The following is a 15,182-nucleotide window of genomic DNA, read 5'->3' as shown; positions in this document are numbered from 1 at the left end:
TCGACCGTTCCTCGGGAGGTGTGATGGAGGTCGCCGACCCGCGCAACTCCGTCCCGCCTGGGCGGGTGACGCCGTTCGCCGCCTTCGTCGTCGGCATCCTGGTGGTCGCGGCGGTGACCGCAACGGGTCCACTCACGACGCTCCCCGACGAGCTGCCCCGCCTACCGGTGGCGTTCTGGACGATGGCCGCCCTCGCGGTGGTCTGCGACGCGCGCCCGTTCGTCCCGCCGGGGCGACGGCAGACCTCGGCGGTCTTCCCGTCCACCTGTTTCACCTTCGCGATCCTGCTCGGTTGGGGGCTCGGCCCGGCGGTGGCGGTGCAGGCCGTGGGGGTGATCGTCTCGGGTTGGCGGATGCGCCACGCCGCCTGGCGGACCGCGTTCAACGTCGCCCAGTACGCCTGCGCCCTCGCCGCCGCGTACGGCGTCATCCACCTCGGGCCGGGCACCGTCTTCGACGGCGGTCGCCTGCACCCCGCGGACGTGGCCGCCGTCGGCGGGGCGACGCTGGCCTGGTTCGTCGTGAACTACGGCCTGGTGAGCTGGGCGGTGCGACTGCGCTTCGGCGACCGCTGGTGGCCCACCGTCCGCCAGGGCGTCGGTTTCGAACTGCTTTCCACCGGCTCGCTGCTGCTGCTCGCCCCGGTGCTGGTCGCCGCCGCCCGGCTCAGCGCGGCGCTGATCCCGCTGGTGCTGGTGCCGCTCTTCGCCGTGTACCGGATGGCCCGGCTGACCGTCGAGCAGCAGCACCTCGCCGCCGCTGACCCGCTGACCGGGTTGCCCAACCGCAAGGCGCTGCTGGCCGAGGTGGCCGAGCAGGTGCACCTGCACGCCGAGCGGACCGCCCGCGGCGAGCCCGGCGGGCACCTGGCGCTGCTGCTCATCGACCTGGACCGCTTCAAGAACGTCAACGACGCGCTCGGGCACGCGGTGGGCGACCGGCTGCTGGTCGAGGTCAGCGCCCGGCTCACCGACGTGGAGCCTCGGCCGCAGATGATCGCCCGGCTGGGTGGGGACGAGTTCGCCATCGTGATGACCGGGCTGACCGACGCCAGCCAGGCGCGTGAGCTGGCCGACCGGGTGGTCGGGGCGTTGGCCGAGCCGGTGCCGTTGGACGGGCTGCCGTTGGACGTCGGCGGCTCCATCGGGATCGCTCTCTTCCCGGAGCACGGCGAGGACTTCGCCACCCTGATGCGGCACGCCGACGTGGCGATGTACGACGCCAAGCACCGCAACGACACGGTGGCCGTGTACGCCCCGGAGTCGGACCACAACTCGGCCGAGCGGCTCGGTCTCCTCGCCGACCTCCGCCGGGTGCTGGAATCCGGCCGGCCGGCCGCCGAGCCGGGTGAGCCCGAGCGGACGGCAGACGTACCCCTCGCCGTGGAGGCCGAGGTGCGCGGCGGTGACGGTGCGGCGCTGCCCACTCCGGCGGCGGCCAAGGCCACGCCGCATCCGGGCGGTGCGCCGCTGGTCGCCCCGGCGTCGCCGGCGGGCGGGCGGTGGTGGGGCCGCCGGCGGCGGGCCGGCGCCGAACTGCTGCACGACGACGAGCTGATCAATCGGATCGCCACCGCCGCCGACCCGATCCGGGGCCGCAACAGCCGCGCGACGATCCCCGGCACCCGTTCCGGCCCGTTCCGGGACCGGCATGTCGGCGGCCAGGGGCGGCGGTCGCCGAACGGCGGTGCGGTGCCGCCGCCGGGCAGAGACCGTCCGGGGCGCGAAGGCGGGTCGGTTCCCGAGGCCCAGGCGACCGAGTCGACCGGGTGGGTGCGCGACGGCGGCGAGCCGGTCGACGACGCCGGTGAGATCACCATGTACTACCAACCGCAGATCGCCATCGCGACCGGCGAGGTCGTCGGCGTCGAGGCCCTGCTGCGCTGGCGGCACCCGCGCCGGGGCATGGTCGACCCGGAGGAGCTGATCCGGGTCGCCGAGCAGAGCGCGGTGATGCGGCTGCTCACCAGGCGAGTGGTGGACGACGTGGTGGAGCAGCTCGCCAAGTGGTCGGCGGCCGGCATCGGGTTGCGTGCGGCGCTGAACGTCAGCGTGCGCGATCTGCACACCGGCGAGATCGCCGACCAGATCGCCGACCGGTTGGCCCGCTACGGGGTGCCGGCCGAACGGCTGCAACTGGAGATCACCGAGGGCGCCCTGATGGCCGATCCGCGCCGGGTGCTGGCAACCATCTCCCGGCTGCACCGCATCGGGGTGGCCATCGCGCTGGACGACTTCGGCACCGGCTACTCCTCGATGCAACATCTGCGCCGACTTCCGCTGTCCGAGGTGAAGGTGGACCGGTCGTTCGTGCTCGGCATGGCCGAGGACGCCGACGACGCGGCGATCGTCCGGTCGATGATCGAGTTGGCGGGCGCGTTGGGGCTGCGGGTGGTCGCCGAGGGCGTGGAGGACGAGCGGACCTGGCGGATGTTGTACGCCGCCGGCTGCGACGCCGCCCAGGGCTGGTTCTACGCCCGTCCGATGCCCGCCGAGGAGTTGGTCACCTGGCTGGCCCGCTACCGGCCGGTCCGCCCGACGGGTGGCCCCGAGCCGGAGGCCGGCCGCCGGTCGACCCGCTGACCCACCCGAGCAGCCGGCGGAGGGGGCGGAACAATAGACTCGCTCCGGTCACCGCGCGTCACGCCGCACGCGTCGCGCGCCGGCACACCGCCCGACCAGTAGGACATCAGAAGGGGGCACGGATGGCCGCCATCTCCCGCGAGGAGGTCGCGCACCTGGCGCGCCTGTCGCGGCTCGCCGTCACCGAGGAGGAGCTGGACACCTTCGCCGGCCAGCTCGACGTGATCCTCCAGGCGGTCGCCCAGGTCGGCGAGGTCACCGCCGCGGACATCCCGCCGACCTCGCACTCGGTGCCGCTGACCAACATCTTCCGCGAGGACGTCGTCACGCCGTGCCTGACACCGCAGGAGGCGCTGTCGGGCGCGCCGGACGCCGAGGACCAGCGGTTCCGCGTGCCGCGCATCCTGACCGAGGACGTGGCCTCATGAGCGGACGTGCACGGGCGACTGGCGTCGCGGAGCGAAGCGGAGTGACGGCATGAGCGATCTGACCAGAATGACCGCGACGGAGATCGCCGCGCTGGTCGCCAGCGGCGAAACCTCCGCCGTCGAGGTGACCCGGGCGCACCTGGACCGGATCGCCGCGGTCGACGAGCAGGTGCACGCCTTCCTGCACGTCGACACCGATGGCGCGCTCGCCGCGGCCCGCGCGGTAGACGAGCGCCGCGCCGCCGGCGAGGTGCTCGGCCCCCTCGCGGGTGTGCCGGTCGCAGTCAAGGACGTGCTCGCCACCCGTGGCGTGCCGACCACCGTCGGCTCCAAGATCCTGGAGGGTTGGCGCCCGCCGTACGACGCGACGATCGTGCAGCGGCTGCGCGAGGCCGGCACGGTGATGCTCGGCAAGACGAACATGGACGAGTTCGCCATGGGCTCCTCCACGGAATACTCGGCGTACGGCCCGACGCACAACCCGTGGGACCTGAGCCGGATCCCGGGTGGCTCGGGTGGTGGCAGCGCCGCCGCGCTGGCCGCGTACGAGGCGCCGCTGGCGATCGGCTCGGACACCGGCGGCTCGATCCGCCAGCCCGGCGCGGTCACCGGCACCGTCGGCGCGAAGCCCACCTACGGCGGCACCTCCCGGTACGGGCTGGTCGCGTTCTCGTCGTCGCTGGACACCCCCGGCCCGTGCGCCCGCAACGTGCTCGACGCGGCCCTGCTGCACCAGGTGATCGCCGGGCACGACCCGCGTGACTCCACCTCCATCCCGCAGCCCGTACCGGACGTGGTGGCGGCGGCCAAGCTGGGCGCGACCGGCGACCTGACCGGCGTACGGCTCGGCATCGTCACCGAATTCGTCGGCGAGGGCGCCGAGCCGGGCGTGATGGCCGCGTTCCGCGAGTCGGTGGACGCGCTGACCAAGATGGGCGCCGAGGTCGTGGAGATCTCCTGCCCGACGTTCGCGTACGCGCTGCCGGCGTACTACCTGATCGCCCCGAGCGAGTGCTCCTCCAACCTGGCCCGGTTCGACGGCGTCCGGTTCGGCCTGCGGGTCGGCGACGACGGAAACCGGTCGCTGGAGGAGGTCATGTCGCTGACCCGGGAGGCCGGTTTCGGCCCCGAGGTCAAGCGCCGCATCATGGTCGGCACGTATGCGCTGTCGTCGGGCTACTACGACGCGTACTACGGGCAGGCGCAGAAGGTCCGTACGCTGATCACCCGGGACTTCACGGCCGCGTTCGAGCGGGTCGACGCGCTGATTTCGCCGACCACCCCGTTCACGGCCTTCCCGATCGGCGCCCGCACCGCCGACCCGTACCAGATGTACCTGGCCGACCTGTTCACCATCCCGACCAACCTGTACGGCGGGCCAGGCATCTCGGTGCCCTGCGGCCTCTCCGAGGGGCTGCCCGTCGGCCTGCAGGTGATGGCCCCGACGATGGCCGACGACCGGATGTACCGGGTCGCCGCCGCGCTGGAGTCCGCGGTCGGCACGTTCACCCCACCGGCACTGTGAGGCAGGAGCCCAGATGACGACGACGCTTCCCGCGTACGACGAGGTCGTCGCACGCTACGAACCGGTGATCGGCCTGGAGACCCACGTCGAGCTGGGCACGAACACCAAGATGTTCTGCGGCTGCCCGACGGACTTCGGCGGCGAGCCGAACACCCGGGTCTGCCCGGTGTGCCTGGGGCTGCCCGGCTCGCTGCCGGTGGCCAACAAGGCGGCCATCGAGGCGATCATCCGGATCGGCCTGGCGTTGAACTGCTCGATCGCGCAGTGGTGCCGGTTCGCCCGCAAGAACTACTTCTACCCGGACATGCCGAAGAACTTCCAGATCAGCCAGTACGACGAGCCGATCTGCGTCGACGGCTACCTGGACGTCGAGGTGAACGGCGAGACGGTGCGCATCGAGATCGAGCGGGTGCACCTGGAGGAGGACACCGGCAAGACGCTGCACGTCGGTGGCGCGACCGGCCGCATCCACGGTGCGACCGAATCGCTTGTCGACTACAACCGGGCCGGCATCCCGCTCGTCGAGATCGTCACCAAGCCGATCCCGGGCACCGGCGCGCTCGCCCCCGAGGTCGCCAAGGCGTACGTCACCGAGCTGCGCGACGTGATCCGCACGCTCGGGGTCTCGGACGTGCGGATGGAGGAGGGTTCGCTGCGCTGTGACGTGAACACCTCGCTCAACCTGCCGGGCCAGGAGTGGGGCACCCGCACCGAGACCAAGAACGTCAACTCGCTGCGCTCGGTGGAGCGGGCGGTCCGCTCGGAGATGCTGCGGCAGGCGTCGGTGCTGGACGCGGGCGGCCGGATCACCCAGGAGACCCGGCATTTCCACGAGGACACCGGTGACACCACGCCGGGGCGCTCGAAGGAGACGGCCACCGACTACCGGTACTTCCCGGAGCCGGATCTGGTGCCGATCGCCCCGGACCCGGCCTGGGTCGCCGAGCTGAAGGCCGCCCTGCCGGAGCTGCCCCGGGTGCACCGGCGTCGGCTTCAGCAGCAGTGGGGCCTGTCCGACCTGGACATGCAGTCGGTGCTCAACGCCGGCGCGGTCGAGCTGATCGAGGCCACCGTGGCCGCCGGCACCACCCCGGCGGCGGCCCGCAAGTGGTGGCTGGGCGAGCTGTCCCGGCGGGCCAACGAGAGCGGCGTGGAGTTGGCCGACATCGGCGCCACCCCCGCGCAGGTCGCCGAGTTGCAGGGCCTGGTCGACGCGGGCAAGCTCAACGACAAGATGGCCCGTACGGTGCTGGAGGGCGTGGTCGACGGTGAGGGCTCGCCCACCGAGATCATGACCAGCCGTGGCCTGGAGGTCGTTTCGGACACCGGTGCGCTCACCGCCGCCGTGGACGAGGCGATCGCCGCCAACCCCGGCATCGCCGACAAGATTCGTAGCGGCAAGGTCGCGGCGGCCGGCGCCCTCGTCGGCGCGGTCATGAAGACCACCCGTGGGCAGGCCGACGCGAAGACCGTCCGTGAGCTGATCCTGGAGCGCCTCGGCGTCCAGGGCTGATCGGTTAGGAAGGGCCCCTTCTTATGCACCAGGCGTTAAGAAGGGGCCCTTCCTTGCACCCTCTGCACCTCTGCACCCCTTGTTGCTAGGGCGTCAACGGCGACGCCCGGATGGAGCCACCGTGAACCAGCACGACCTCGATGTCCTCGACGAGATCCAGCGGCGGGTGCTCTGGCTCGCCACCCGGATAGTGGATGCCGCCAACCACGACCGGGCCACCGGCGACGGGGTGAAGGTCGGCGGCCACCAGGCGTCCAGCGCGTCCCTTGTCACGGCGATGACCGCGCTGTGGTTCGCGCACCTGGACGCCGAGGACCGCGTCGCCGTCAAGCCGCACGCCTCGCCGGTGTTCCACGCCATCCAGTACCTGCTGGGCAACCTGGACCGCTCGTACCTGCCCCGGCTGCGGGCCCGGGGCGGCCTCCAGTCGTACCCGTCGCGCACCAAGGACCCGGACGAGGTGGACTTCTCCACCGGCTCGGTGGGTCTCGGCGCGGCGGCGCCGCTGTTCGCCGCCGCCACCCGCCGCTACGTCGACGCGCACTTCGGCACCCGGCCGCACTCCCGGTTCGTGGCGCTGATCGGCGACGCCGAGCTGGACGAGGGCAACATCTGGGAGGCCGTCGCCGACCCGGCCACCACCGGGCTGGGCAACGTGATGTGGCTTGTCGACTTCAACCGGCAGTCGCTGGACCGGGTGGTGCCCGGCATCCGGATCAAGCAGTGGCGCGGTCAGTTCGAGGCGGCCGGCTGGCACGTCGTGGAGGTCAAGTACGGCCGTCGGCTCGCCGAGGCGTACGCCCGGCCGGGTGGCGAGGCGCTGCGCGACTGGATCGACGCGATGCCGAACGAGCAGTACCAGTCGCTGTTCGGGTTGACCGGCCCGGCCCTGCGCAAGCAGTTCCTGGACGGTGCGCCGGCCGAGGTGGGCGCGTTCGTGGCGGGCATCGACGACGAGGAGTTGCGTCCGCTCGTCACCGACCTGGGTGGGCACGACCTGTCCGCGATGCTCGACGCGTACGCCCAGTGCGACGCAGTCACCGACCGGCCCAGCGTCGTCTTCGCGTACACCGTCAAGGGTTGGGGTCTGCCCATCGCCGGCAATCCGCGCAACCACTCGGCGCTGCTCAGCACCGAGCAGGTCGACGCGCTGCGGGCCGCGCAGGGCCTGACCGCGCAGACCGAGTGGGACCGCCTCGACCCGGCGTCACCGGCCGGCATCCGGGCCGGCGCCCGCCGGGAGGCGCTGTCCCGCGCGCCGCGCGAGCGCGCGCTGGGGGTCACCGTTCCGGAGAGCACGGGAGTACGCGCCAACAAGCCGATCTCCACGCAGGAGGTCTTCGGTCGGGTGCTGGTGGACCTGGCGCGGGACCGGGAGGTGGGCCGCTACCTGGTCACCACCGCCCCGGACGTGGCCACCTCCACGAACCTCGCCGGGTTCATCAACAAGACCGGGGTGTTCGCCCCCACCGAGCAGCGTTCCTGGACCGAGGACCGGATGCTGCGCTGGACCGAGAGCCCCTCCGGGCAGCACATCGAGCTGGGCATCTCGGAGATGAACCTGTTCCTGCTGCTGGGTCAGCTCGGCCTGTCGTGGGACCTGTCGGGGCAGCCGTTGCTGCCGGTGGGTACCGTCTACGACCCGTTCGTGCTGCGCGGCCTGGACGCGTTCCTGTACGGCACCTACTCGGGCTCCCGGTTCGTGGTGGCCGGCACCCCGTCGGGCATCACGCTCGCTCCCGAGGGTGGCGCCCATCAGTCCACCATCACCGCGTCCGTCGGCCTGGAGCTGCCCGGGGTGACGTTCCTCGAACCGGCGTACGCGGGCAGCCTCGACTGGTTGCTCTGCGACGCCCTCGGGCAGATCGCGGGCGGGGCGACCCCGGCCGCGACGGCGGCGCCGACCGAGGACGGGGCGTACTACTTCCGGCTGAGCACCCGACCGCTGGACCAGGCGCCGTTCGAGGCGGCCCGGGCCCGGCTCGGCGACGCGGTGCTGCGCCGGCAGGTGGTCGCCGGGGCGTACCGGCTGGTCGACGCGCACCAGGCGTACCCGCACCTGGTCGACGCCCCGGTGGTGCAGCTCGCCGCCTCCGGCGCGGTGCTGCCGGAGGTGCTGGCCGCCGCGGCGGAGCTGGCCGAGGAGGGCGTCGCCGCGCACGTGGTCGACGTGACGAGTCTCGACCGGCTCTACCGGGCCTGGCAGCGCACCCTACGTCAGGGCGTACGGACCGCGACCGTACCCAGCGTGCCGGGCGCGCTGCGGTCCGCGTTCGCCGATCGGGTGCCGGTGGTGACCGTGCACGACGCGGCGTCACACGCGATGGCCTGGCTCGGGTCGGCGCTCGGCGCCCCGGCGGTGCCGCTCGGGGTGGACGAGTTCGGCCAATCCGGCAGTGTGGCCGACCTGTACGAGCTGCACGACCTGATGCCCGGCAGCATCGTCAACGCCGCCCTGGCCGCGCTCGCCCTGCGCTGACCTCGCCCTCGATGGGTGGGCTGTGCCCGCGTGCGCCGGGCAGCGTGTGCCGGCCTTCGTGTCTCACTGCCGCCGCCACTGAGAGTGAGGAGCGTCCCCCGGTCGGTGGGGTTCTCTTTGCCCTTTGCTCTGCTTCACTATGCGCAACGCCATGCTGAGCTGCAGAAATTCGGGTGCGCGCAGCGGGAGCGGAGTAACCCGACGTAACTGTTGCGTCCGTTGAAGCAGAGCAAAGGCTGCGCAGACACCGTCGGGCCCGGCGCGGGCCCGGCTCGGGCTCGGCTCGGCTCGGGCCGGGCTCGGCTCGGCTCGGGCTCGGGCTCCGCAGGGCAGGCGGGCGGGCACCGCCGAGTCGGCGGGTGGGCAGGCGGCAGCTCGCGCTCAGCGGGTCGGGGTGGGGGTGACCGACGCGGGAGTGCCGGCGTTCGGGTCCTGCACGATGTGGCGTTCCAGGTTGACCTGGGCCTGGCCGGTGCCGCCGACGGTGATGTCGTCGTACGCCTGGAGCATCTTCTGCTGGTCGAAGTAGAGCACGGTCATCGACAGCGGGGTCGGCTTCTCACCCTCCAGCCCGCGCAGCCCGGCCCCGCCGGTCGAACCCTCCACGAACAGGGCGGTGGGCTGCTGGCCGGGTGCCTGCGGCAGCTTGGAGACCTGTCGGGCGTGGGTGTGCCCGGCCAGCACCAGCGGGCAGGTGCCGGCGAGCGGCCCGGCCGACGCCGGGTCGTGCACCAGCGCGATGTTGACCGGCCGGGGCGAGCTGCGCACCGTCGCGGCGAGCTGCGTACCGACGCCGATCACCTGGTCGGCGACCTCCTGGGTCAGCCCGCTGCCGGCCGGTGAGGTGTTCTTGTCCGGGGTGAAGCGCGGGTCGCCGATGCCGGCGATGGTCAGGCCGGCGACCGTGGTGGTCGAGTTGTTCAGCACGATCGCGTTCGGCTGGCGGGCCACTGCCGCGGCGGTCTTGCCCGAGTCATGGTTGCCGCGGATGAACACGTACGGCTTCTTGAGCAGGCTGATCGATCCGACGAAGGACGCCTCCGGCTCGCTGCCCCAGTCGGTGATGTCCCCGGTGTCGATGACCACGTCGATGCCGAACTGCTCCACCACCGTGCGGATCAGCTGCCAGCCGGTCGGGTTGAGGTGCATGTCGGAGACGTGCAGGACCCGGGTGGTGCCGGGCGCCGGCTCCAACACCGGCAGCGCCGACACCGTCGTGTAGAGCTGACTGACGTTGCCGACGATGCGTTGCAGCTGCTCGGCGTACTTGGTGTAGTCATTGGCGATGCGGCGGGCGTCGCCGACGATGGCGGGGGCGTTGACCAGCAGGCCCTCGTAGCGCGGCTCCTCGATCGCCTGGGGGCGCAGGGTCGCCGCGGCCGTGCCGAGGCTGCCGGCGGTGACCAGCAGCGCCAACCCGCCCGCCCAGGCGGTGCGCCGCACATCGCGGAAGATCAACCCGGCCAGGATGAGGGTGACCAGCACCGCCGAGGCGAGGGTTCGCAGGCCCAGCCGCATCACCCCGGAGCGGACGTCCTCCACGGCGCTCTGGCTGGCTCGGCTGATGCTCGCCGGGTCGTCGAGCAGCGCCTCGGTGCGCCCCTGGTCCAGCGCGCCCAGCCGCACGGTGAGGTGGGTCGGCCCGCTGTGGCTGTCGAGCAGCAGGGCACCGAGCGGTGGCACGTCGATGGTCGTCCCGCCCTCGCTGGACGGGGAGAGGGTGAGATTGGCCCGGAACGGCCCGATGTCGGTGTCCACCCGACCGCCGGCCAGCACCCCGAGCACCGCCCCGGCCAGGGCCACCACGAGCACGGCGAGGATCACCCCCGTGCGCCGCACCGGCCCGCCGGGCCGGCCGATCCGCCGGCGCGACGGGCGCGACGGCTCGCCGCCGGTCACCGGGTCACCCCGGCCCTCGGCGTCGTCGTGCTGCTCGTCGCGTTGCCCGTCCATGCTGAGATTCTGACCTGCCCATCGAAAGATCTTGGCAAACCTGCGCGGAAGGTGACGCAGGTCAGCTGCGACCGCCGTCGCCGCCGGCGAAGACCACCCGCAGGAGGCGGTCGTCGTCGGCCGCCGGATCACCCCGCCCGTCGTGGTTGGAGGTGCTCACCCAGAGCGAACCGTCCGGTGCGGCGGCCACCGCGCGCAGCCGACCGTACCGATTGGTGAGCAGCTCGCTGGGCTGCCCGAGCAGCGTGCCGGTGTCGGTCAGCTCCATCACCCAGAGCCGCTTGCCGCGCAGGCAGCCGGTGACCAGCAGCCGGTCCGCCGCGGCCAGCCCGGAGCAGGACGCGTCGGACGTCGCCCACTGCGTGATCGGGTCGGTGAACCGCTTGTCGCCGGCCCGCCCCTCGACCTCCGGCCACCCGTAGTTGCCGCCCTTGGTGATCTGGTTGATCTCGTCCCAGGTGTTCTGGCCGAACTCCACGGCGTACATCCGCTTGGCGTCGTCCCAGGCGAAGCCCTGCACGTTGCGGTGACCCAGCGACCAGACCGGGGAGCCGGGGTACGGGTTGCCCGGCGCGGGCTTGCCGTCGGCGGTGATCCGCAGGATCTTGCCGCCGAAGCTCTTCGTGTCCTGCGCGTTGGGGCGCTCGCCCGCGTCACCGGTGCTGACGTAGAGCTGCCCGTCCGGGCCGAAGCCCAACCCGCCACCGTTGTGCACGTTCGCCTTCGGGATGCCGGTGAGGATCGGGGTGGGTTGCCCGCCGAGTTGCAGGCGGGCGACCCGGTTGTCCTGCTCGGAGGTGTAGTAGACGAAGACCGTCCGGTCCCGGGCGTAGCCGGGGGAGACGGCGATGCCGAGCAGGCCACCCTCGCCCGCCGCCGCCACGTCGCTGATCGTCTGCACGACCCGGACCCGCAGCCCGTCCGGCCCGGACTCCGGACCGACCTGGAGGATCCGGCCGCTGTCCCGTTCGGTGACCAGCGCGCCGCCGTCGGGCAGGAACGCGATGGCCCACGGCACCCGCAGCCCCTTGGCCAGGACGGTTACCGCCGCCTGCTGGCCCGCGCCGCCAGCGCTCGCCGGCGCCGACGGGGTCGGCAGGTTGGGCGGCTCACCCGCCGGGTCGGGCTCCGGCTCGCCGAAGCTGCAACCCGTGGCGAGCAGCAGCGCCGCGCAGGACGCCGCGAGGACCACCCGGAGGCGGCGGACGCGAGGGTACGGGAGACGGGCTCTCACCCGGCCCAGGGTAGCCCGCCGGTCGGCCCGGCCGGGCCCGACAGATGGGCCTCGGCGTGTGCCGCGACCGCTCAGCGGGCCCGGACGGCCAGCAGCGCCGTGTCGTCCTCGCGGTGCTGGATCGAGGCGAGCAGCAGGTCACACAGGTCGTCGAGGGGGACGGTGTCGGTGCCGGTCAACCGGTGCGCCAGCTCGGCGAGCCCGTCGTCGATGGACCGGTCCCGACGCTCGATCAGCCCGTCGGTGTAGAGCAGCAGCGTGTCGCCGGTGGTCAGGCTGGTCGAGTGGCTGGCCCGCGGCGTGGGCCGGGCCAGGCCCAGCAACGGCTCCGGCGTCGCTGCGAGGACCTCCACCGCACCGCCGGCCCGGACCACCAAGGCCGGCGGGTGCCCGGCGTTGCACCAGGTCACCTCGCGGACGCCGGAGCGCCGGTCACAGATGCGCACCAGCGTCGCGGTGGCCGCGATGGGCAGCCGCAGGCCGCGGATGGCGCTGTCCAGGTGGCTCATCAACGCCCCGACCGAGTCCGGCCGTCCGAACGCGTTGCCACGCACCAGGTTGCGTAGTTGGCCCATGGTCGCCGCCGCCTCGATGTCGTGCCCGGCCACGTCCCCGATCGCCGCGATCAGGTCGCCGTCGGGTTGCACGAAGGCGTCGTACCAGTCGCCGCCCACCTCCACCCGGTCGGCCGCCGGCTGGTAGCGGGCCGCCAGCTCCAACTCCGTCACGACCGGCAGCCGCGGCAGCATGCTGTGTTGCAGCACCTCGGCGACGTGCCGCTGCTCGCCGTACATCGAGCTGTTGCCGACGGACTGCCCGGCCCGGCGGCCGATGTCCGCGGCGGTGAGCAGGTCGCGGTCGTCGAACTGCTGACGGTCGGGGGCGTTGACCAGCGTGATCGCGCCCAGCACGGTGCCCCCGACGGCCCGCACCGGCACGCTGAGGTAGGAGGCGATACCCAGCCGCTCGGCGATTGCCGGCATCTCCGGATCGGTGGTGCCCCGCGCCACGTCGTCCAGCGACGCGACGCCGCCGAGCCGCGGCTGGCCGGTGCGCAGCACCGCCCGGATGATGGAATCCTGGCTCAGCCCCGTCCGCAGCAGCTCGGCGAAGCGGTCGACGTCCGGCGTCCGCGCCGGATCGCGGTGCACCGCGACCACCTCCGTGGGCTGTCCGGATGGCCCGACCAGCGTGAGCAGGCACCAGTCGGCGAGCAGCGGCACCATGGTGGCGGCGAGCCGGCGCAGCGACGTGCCCACGTCCAGCGTGCCGGCGAGCGTCTCGCTCACCCCGGCCAGCAGCTCCAGCCGCTGGTGCGCCCGAACGACCCGCCGACGCGCCTCCTGCGCGCCGTCCAAAGCGATCCGCAGTCGCAGCTCCGACGAGCAGGCGGCGGCGAGGTCGGCCAGCGTCCGCAGCTGCCCGGCGGTCCACGCCCGGGGCTTGTTGTCGATGGCGCACAGCGCGCCGAGCACCCGGCCGGAGAGGTCGGTCAACGGCATACCGGCGTACGCGACGACGCCGAGGTCGTCGATGGCCAGGTTGTCGCGTACGCGGGGGTAGAGCCGGGCGTCCGGCAACACCATCGGCACCTCGATGTCCACCACGTGCTGGCAGAACGAGTGGCTCAACGGTGTCTGCCGCCGCTGTGACCACGGCTCGGGCAGACCCACCGCGCCCGGGAAGAACTGCCGGTCGGCGGAGACCAGGGAGACCAGCGCGACCGGAACCTCCAGCAGGTCACTGACCAGTCGGGCGAACCGGTCGAACGCCTCGTCCGGTACGGCGTCCAGACCGGTGTCGGCCAGCGCGCGCAGCCGCGCCGCGTCGCCGAGCGCCGGGGGCGGGGTGATCGAGCGTCGCGCGCTGGCGGGGGAGCCGTCGGTCATCGAGCACCTGTCTGCCGGGGCGGAGGCCGACCGGCCCTCCGATCCTTGGTTATACCTCGTCAGGGCCGGGACCGAACATCGGTGTGCCGAGTCTCGCCCGCGCCGCCGCCGCGCGCCATCCCCCGTGACGCCGGATCGCCGCCGTGCCCGCACCGGCCGTCGCGCCGGCGGCTATCGTCGGCGGACGTGAAGGTATGGATTCCGCATCAGGCCGGCCTGAACCTCGTCGGCGAGCTGCCCCCGGACGTGACGGTGGAGGTCGCCGAACACGCCGACCGGTTGCCGTCCGACCCGGCCGACGTCCGTTTCTGGGTACCGCCGTTCCTGAGCGGGTCGGACGCGACCGCGCTGCTGCACGAGCTCCCCGATCTGCAGGCGGTGCAGCTGCTCTCCGCCGGGGCGGACGCCTGGGTCGGCCGGATACCCGAGGGGGTCACCCTCTGCGACGCCCGGGGGGTGCACGACCCGTCCACCGCCGAGTGGGTGGTCACCGCGATCCTGGCCCAGCTGCGGGCCTTCGGAGCCTTCGCCCGCGCGCAGGCCGAGCGGCGGTGGGCGTACGACGGCAACGCGCCGACCGACGAGCTGACCGGCAAGCGGGTGCTGATCGTCGGGGCCGGCTCGATCGGCACGGCGGTGCGGGACCGGCTCGCGCCGTTCGACGTGAGCTTCACCCTGGTCGCCCGGACGGCCCGGCCCGAGCAGGGGGTGCACGCCGTCGCGGAGCTGCCCCGGCTGCTGCCCGACGCCGACGTGGTGGTCGTGCTGGTGCCGCTCACCGACCAGACCCGCGGCCTGATCGACGAGGACTTCCTGGCCGCGATGCCCGACGGGGCGCTGCTCGTCAACGCGGCCCGCGGTCCGGTGGCCCGTACCGAGGCGCTCGTCGCCGAACTGGCCACCGGTCGGATCTCGGCCGCGCTGGACGTCACCGACCCGGAGCCGCTTCCCGCCGACTCCCCGCTGTGGACGATGCCGAACGTGCTGCTCACCCCGCACGTGGGCGGCTCGGTGCGCGGGCTGCTGCCGCGCGCGTACCGGCTGGTCGGCGACCAGGTACGGCGGTTCACCGCCGGTCAGCCGCTGATCAACACGGTGGTCGACGGCTACTGATCGGGCCGCGCGGTCCGGGTCGGGCTCACGGGCCGGGTGTTTCGGCGGCCTCGTCCGGCAGTGTCTGGCCGGTGGCCGAGACCAGTCGGGGCAGGTCGGTGCCACGGACCGCCGGCAGGACGACCTGCTGGCCGTCGTCGAGGCGGGCGACGGCCCGTCCGCGCGCGTCGGTGGCCAGCTCGACGACCCGGTCCCAGCCGATCCGACGTTGCCCGAACAGCGCCCGCAGGCGCAGTTCCCGGGGGTCGGCGTCGGTGCCGGCCCGCCAGGCCCACACCCCGACGGCGAGGGGGACGAGCAGCACCGGCAGCAGGTACGCCCGGGCGTTGGCCAGCGGCAGGGCGCCGATGAAGGCGATGACGGCGGCGGCCAGGATGGCTTGGTTGTACCGGAAGCGGACCATGTCGGGCGTACTCACCCTGCGATGATCCCACCCCTGCTCGGCACGGGTCGCGGCGGGCAGCGC

General features: G+C 73.1%; 10 protein-coding genes. 6 read left to right on the top strand and 4 right to left on the bottom strand.

Annotation, left to right across the window (positions count from 1 at the left end):
• The first annotated feature begins 23 nt into the window (after nucleotides 1–23).
• The 5 genes from OG505_RS20500 (at nucleotide 24) to OG505_RS20480 (ending at nucleotide 8,527) form a co-directional block, all read left to right on the top strand.
• On the top strand, nucleotides 24–2,582 hold the full coding sequence (locus OG505_RS20500) for a putative bifunctional diguanylate cyclase/phosphodiesterase (RefSeq protein WP_405426633.1): 2,559 nt from the start codon (nucleotides 24–26) through the stop codon (nucleotides 2,580–2,582).
• A 122-nt stretch (nucleotides 2,583–2,704) separates the two neighbouring features.
• Nucleotides 2,705–3,010, top strand: a complete 306-nt coding sequence (gene gatC / locus OG505_RS20495; RefSeq protein ID WP_354861239.1) for an Asp-tRNA(Asn)/Glu-tRNA(Gln) amidotransferase subunit GatC — start codon at nucleotides 2,705–2,707, stop codon at nucleotides 3,008–3,010.
• Between the two features lie 49 nt (nucleotides 3,011–3,059).
• Complete coding sequence (gatA, locus tag OG505_RS20490) at nucleotides 3,060–4,535, top strand: Asp-tRNA(Asn)/Glu-tRNA(Gln) amidotransferase subunit GatA (protein ID WP_405426631.1); 1,476 nt, start codon at nucleotides 3,060–3,062, stop codon at nucleotides 4,533–4,535.
• A 13-nt stretch (nucleotides 4,536–4,548) separates the two neighbouring features.
• Nucleotides 4,549–6,048, top strand: coding sequence for an Asp-tRNA(Asn)/Glu-tRNA(Gln) amidotransferase subunit GatB (gatB, locus tag OG505_RS20485; RefSeq protein ID WP_405426629.1), 1,500 nt, complete (start codon nucleotides 4,549–4,551; stop codon nucleotides 6,046–6,048).
• A gap of 121 nt (nucleotides 6,049–6,169) precedes the next feature.
• Nucleotides 6,170–8,527 (top strand): transketolase-like TK C-terminal-containing protein, encoded by a 2,358-nt coding sequence (locus OG505_RS20480; RefSeq protein WP_405426627.1) that lies wholly within the window; start codon nucleotides 6,170–6,172, stop codon nucleotides 8,525–8,527.
• A 381-nt stretch (nucleotides 8,528–8,908) separates the two neighbouring features.
• On the opposite strand, the gene OG505_RS20475 is transcribed toward OG505_RS20480, so the two are convergent.
• The 3 genes from OG505_RS20475 to OG505_RS20465 all read right to left on the bottom strand — a co-directional run bounded on the left by OG505_RS20475 (nucleotide 8,909) and on the right by OG505_RS20465 (nucleotide 13,603).
• Nucleotides 8,909–10,480, bottom strand: a complete 1,572-nt coding sequence (locus tag OG505_RS20475) for a metallophosphoesterase (protein WP_405426625.1) — start codon at nucleotides 10,478–10,480, stop codon at nucleotides 8,909–8,911.
• A 61-nt stretch (nucleotides 10,481–10,541) separates the two neighbouring features.
• Complete coding sequence (locus OG505_RS20470) at nucleotides 10,542–11,714, bottom strand: PQQ-dependent sugar dehydrogenase (RefSeq protein WP_405426623.1); 1,173 nt, start codon at nucleotides 11,712–11,714, stop codon at nucleotides 10,542–10,544.
• A 71-nt stretch (nucleotides 11,715–11,785) separates the two neighbouring features.
• Nucleotides 11,786–13,603 (bottom strand): SpoIIE family protein phosphatase, encoded by a 1,818-nt coding sequence (locus OG505_RS20465; RefSeq protein WP_405426621.1) that lies wholly within the window; start codon nucleotides 13,601–13,603, stop codon nucleotides 11,786–11,788.
• A gap of 186 nt (nucleotides 13,604–13,789) precedes the next feature.
• Here OG505_RS20465 and OG505_RS20460 point away from each other — a divergent pair, with 186 nt between their 5' ends.
• Nucleotides 13,790–14,716, top strand: coding sequence for a 2-hydroxyacid dehydrogenase (locus OG505_RS20460; RefSeq protein WP_405426619.1), 927 nt, complete (start codon nucleotides 13,790–13,792; stop codon nucleotides 14,714–14,716).
• A gap of 25 nt (nucleotides 14,717–14,741) precedes the next feature.
• Here the strand turns inward: OG505_RS20460 and OG505_RS20455 are convergent, their stop codons facing one another.
• Entirely contained in the window at nucleotides 14,742–15,119 is a 378-nt protein-coding gene (locus OG505_RS20455) for a PH domain-containing protein (RefSeq protein WP_405434617.1), read from the bottom strand.
• Nucleotides 15,120–15,182: the final 63 nt, after the last annotated feature.

This window comes from Micromonospora sp. NBC_00617, from assembly GCF_045161355.1.
Lineage (GTDB): Bacteria > Actinomycetota > Actinomycetes > Mycobacteriales > Micromonosporaceae > Micromonospora.
This window is presented reverse-complemented; position numbering and strand designations above follow the sequence as displayed.

Coding starts and splice junctions, on each gene's coding strand:
- OG505_RS20500 (WP_405426633.1), top strand. CDS start 24: ATGGAGGTCGCCGACCCGCGCAACTCCGTCCCGCCTGGGCGGGTGACG.
- OG505_RS20465 (WP_405426621.1), bottom strand. CDS start 13,603: ATGACCGACGGCTCCCCCGCCAGCGCGCGACGCTCGATCACCCCGCCC.
- gatC (WP_354861239.1), top strand. CDS start 2,705: ATGGCCGCCATCTCCCGCGAGGAGGTCGCGCACCTGGCGCGCCTGTCG.
- gatA (WP_405426631.1), top strand. CDS start 3,060: ATGAGCGATCTGACCAGAATGACCGCGACGGAGATCGCCGCGCTGGTC.
- gatB (WP_405426629.1), top strand. CDS start 4,549: ATGACGACGACGCTTCCCGCGTACGACGAGGTCGTCGCACGCTACGAA.
- OG505_RS20455 (WP_405434617.1), bottom strand. CDS start 15,119: ATGGTCCGCTTCCGGTACAACCAAGCCATCCTGGCCGCCGCCGTCATC.
- OG505_RS20475 (WP_405426625.1), bottom strand. CDS start 10,480: ATGGACGGGCAACGCGACGAGCAGCACGACGACGCCGAGGGCCGGGGT.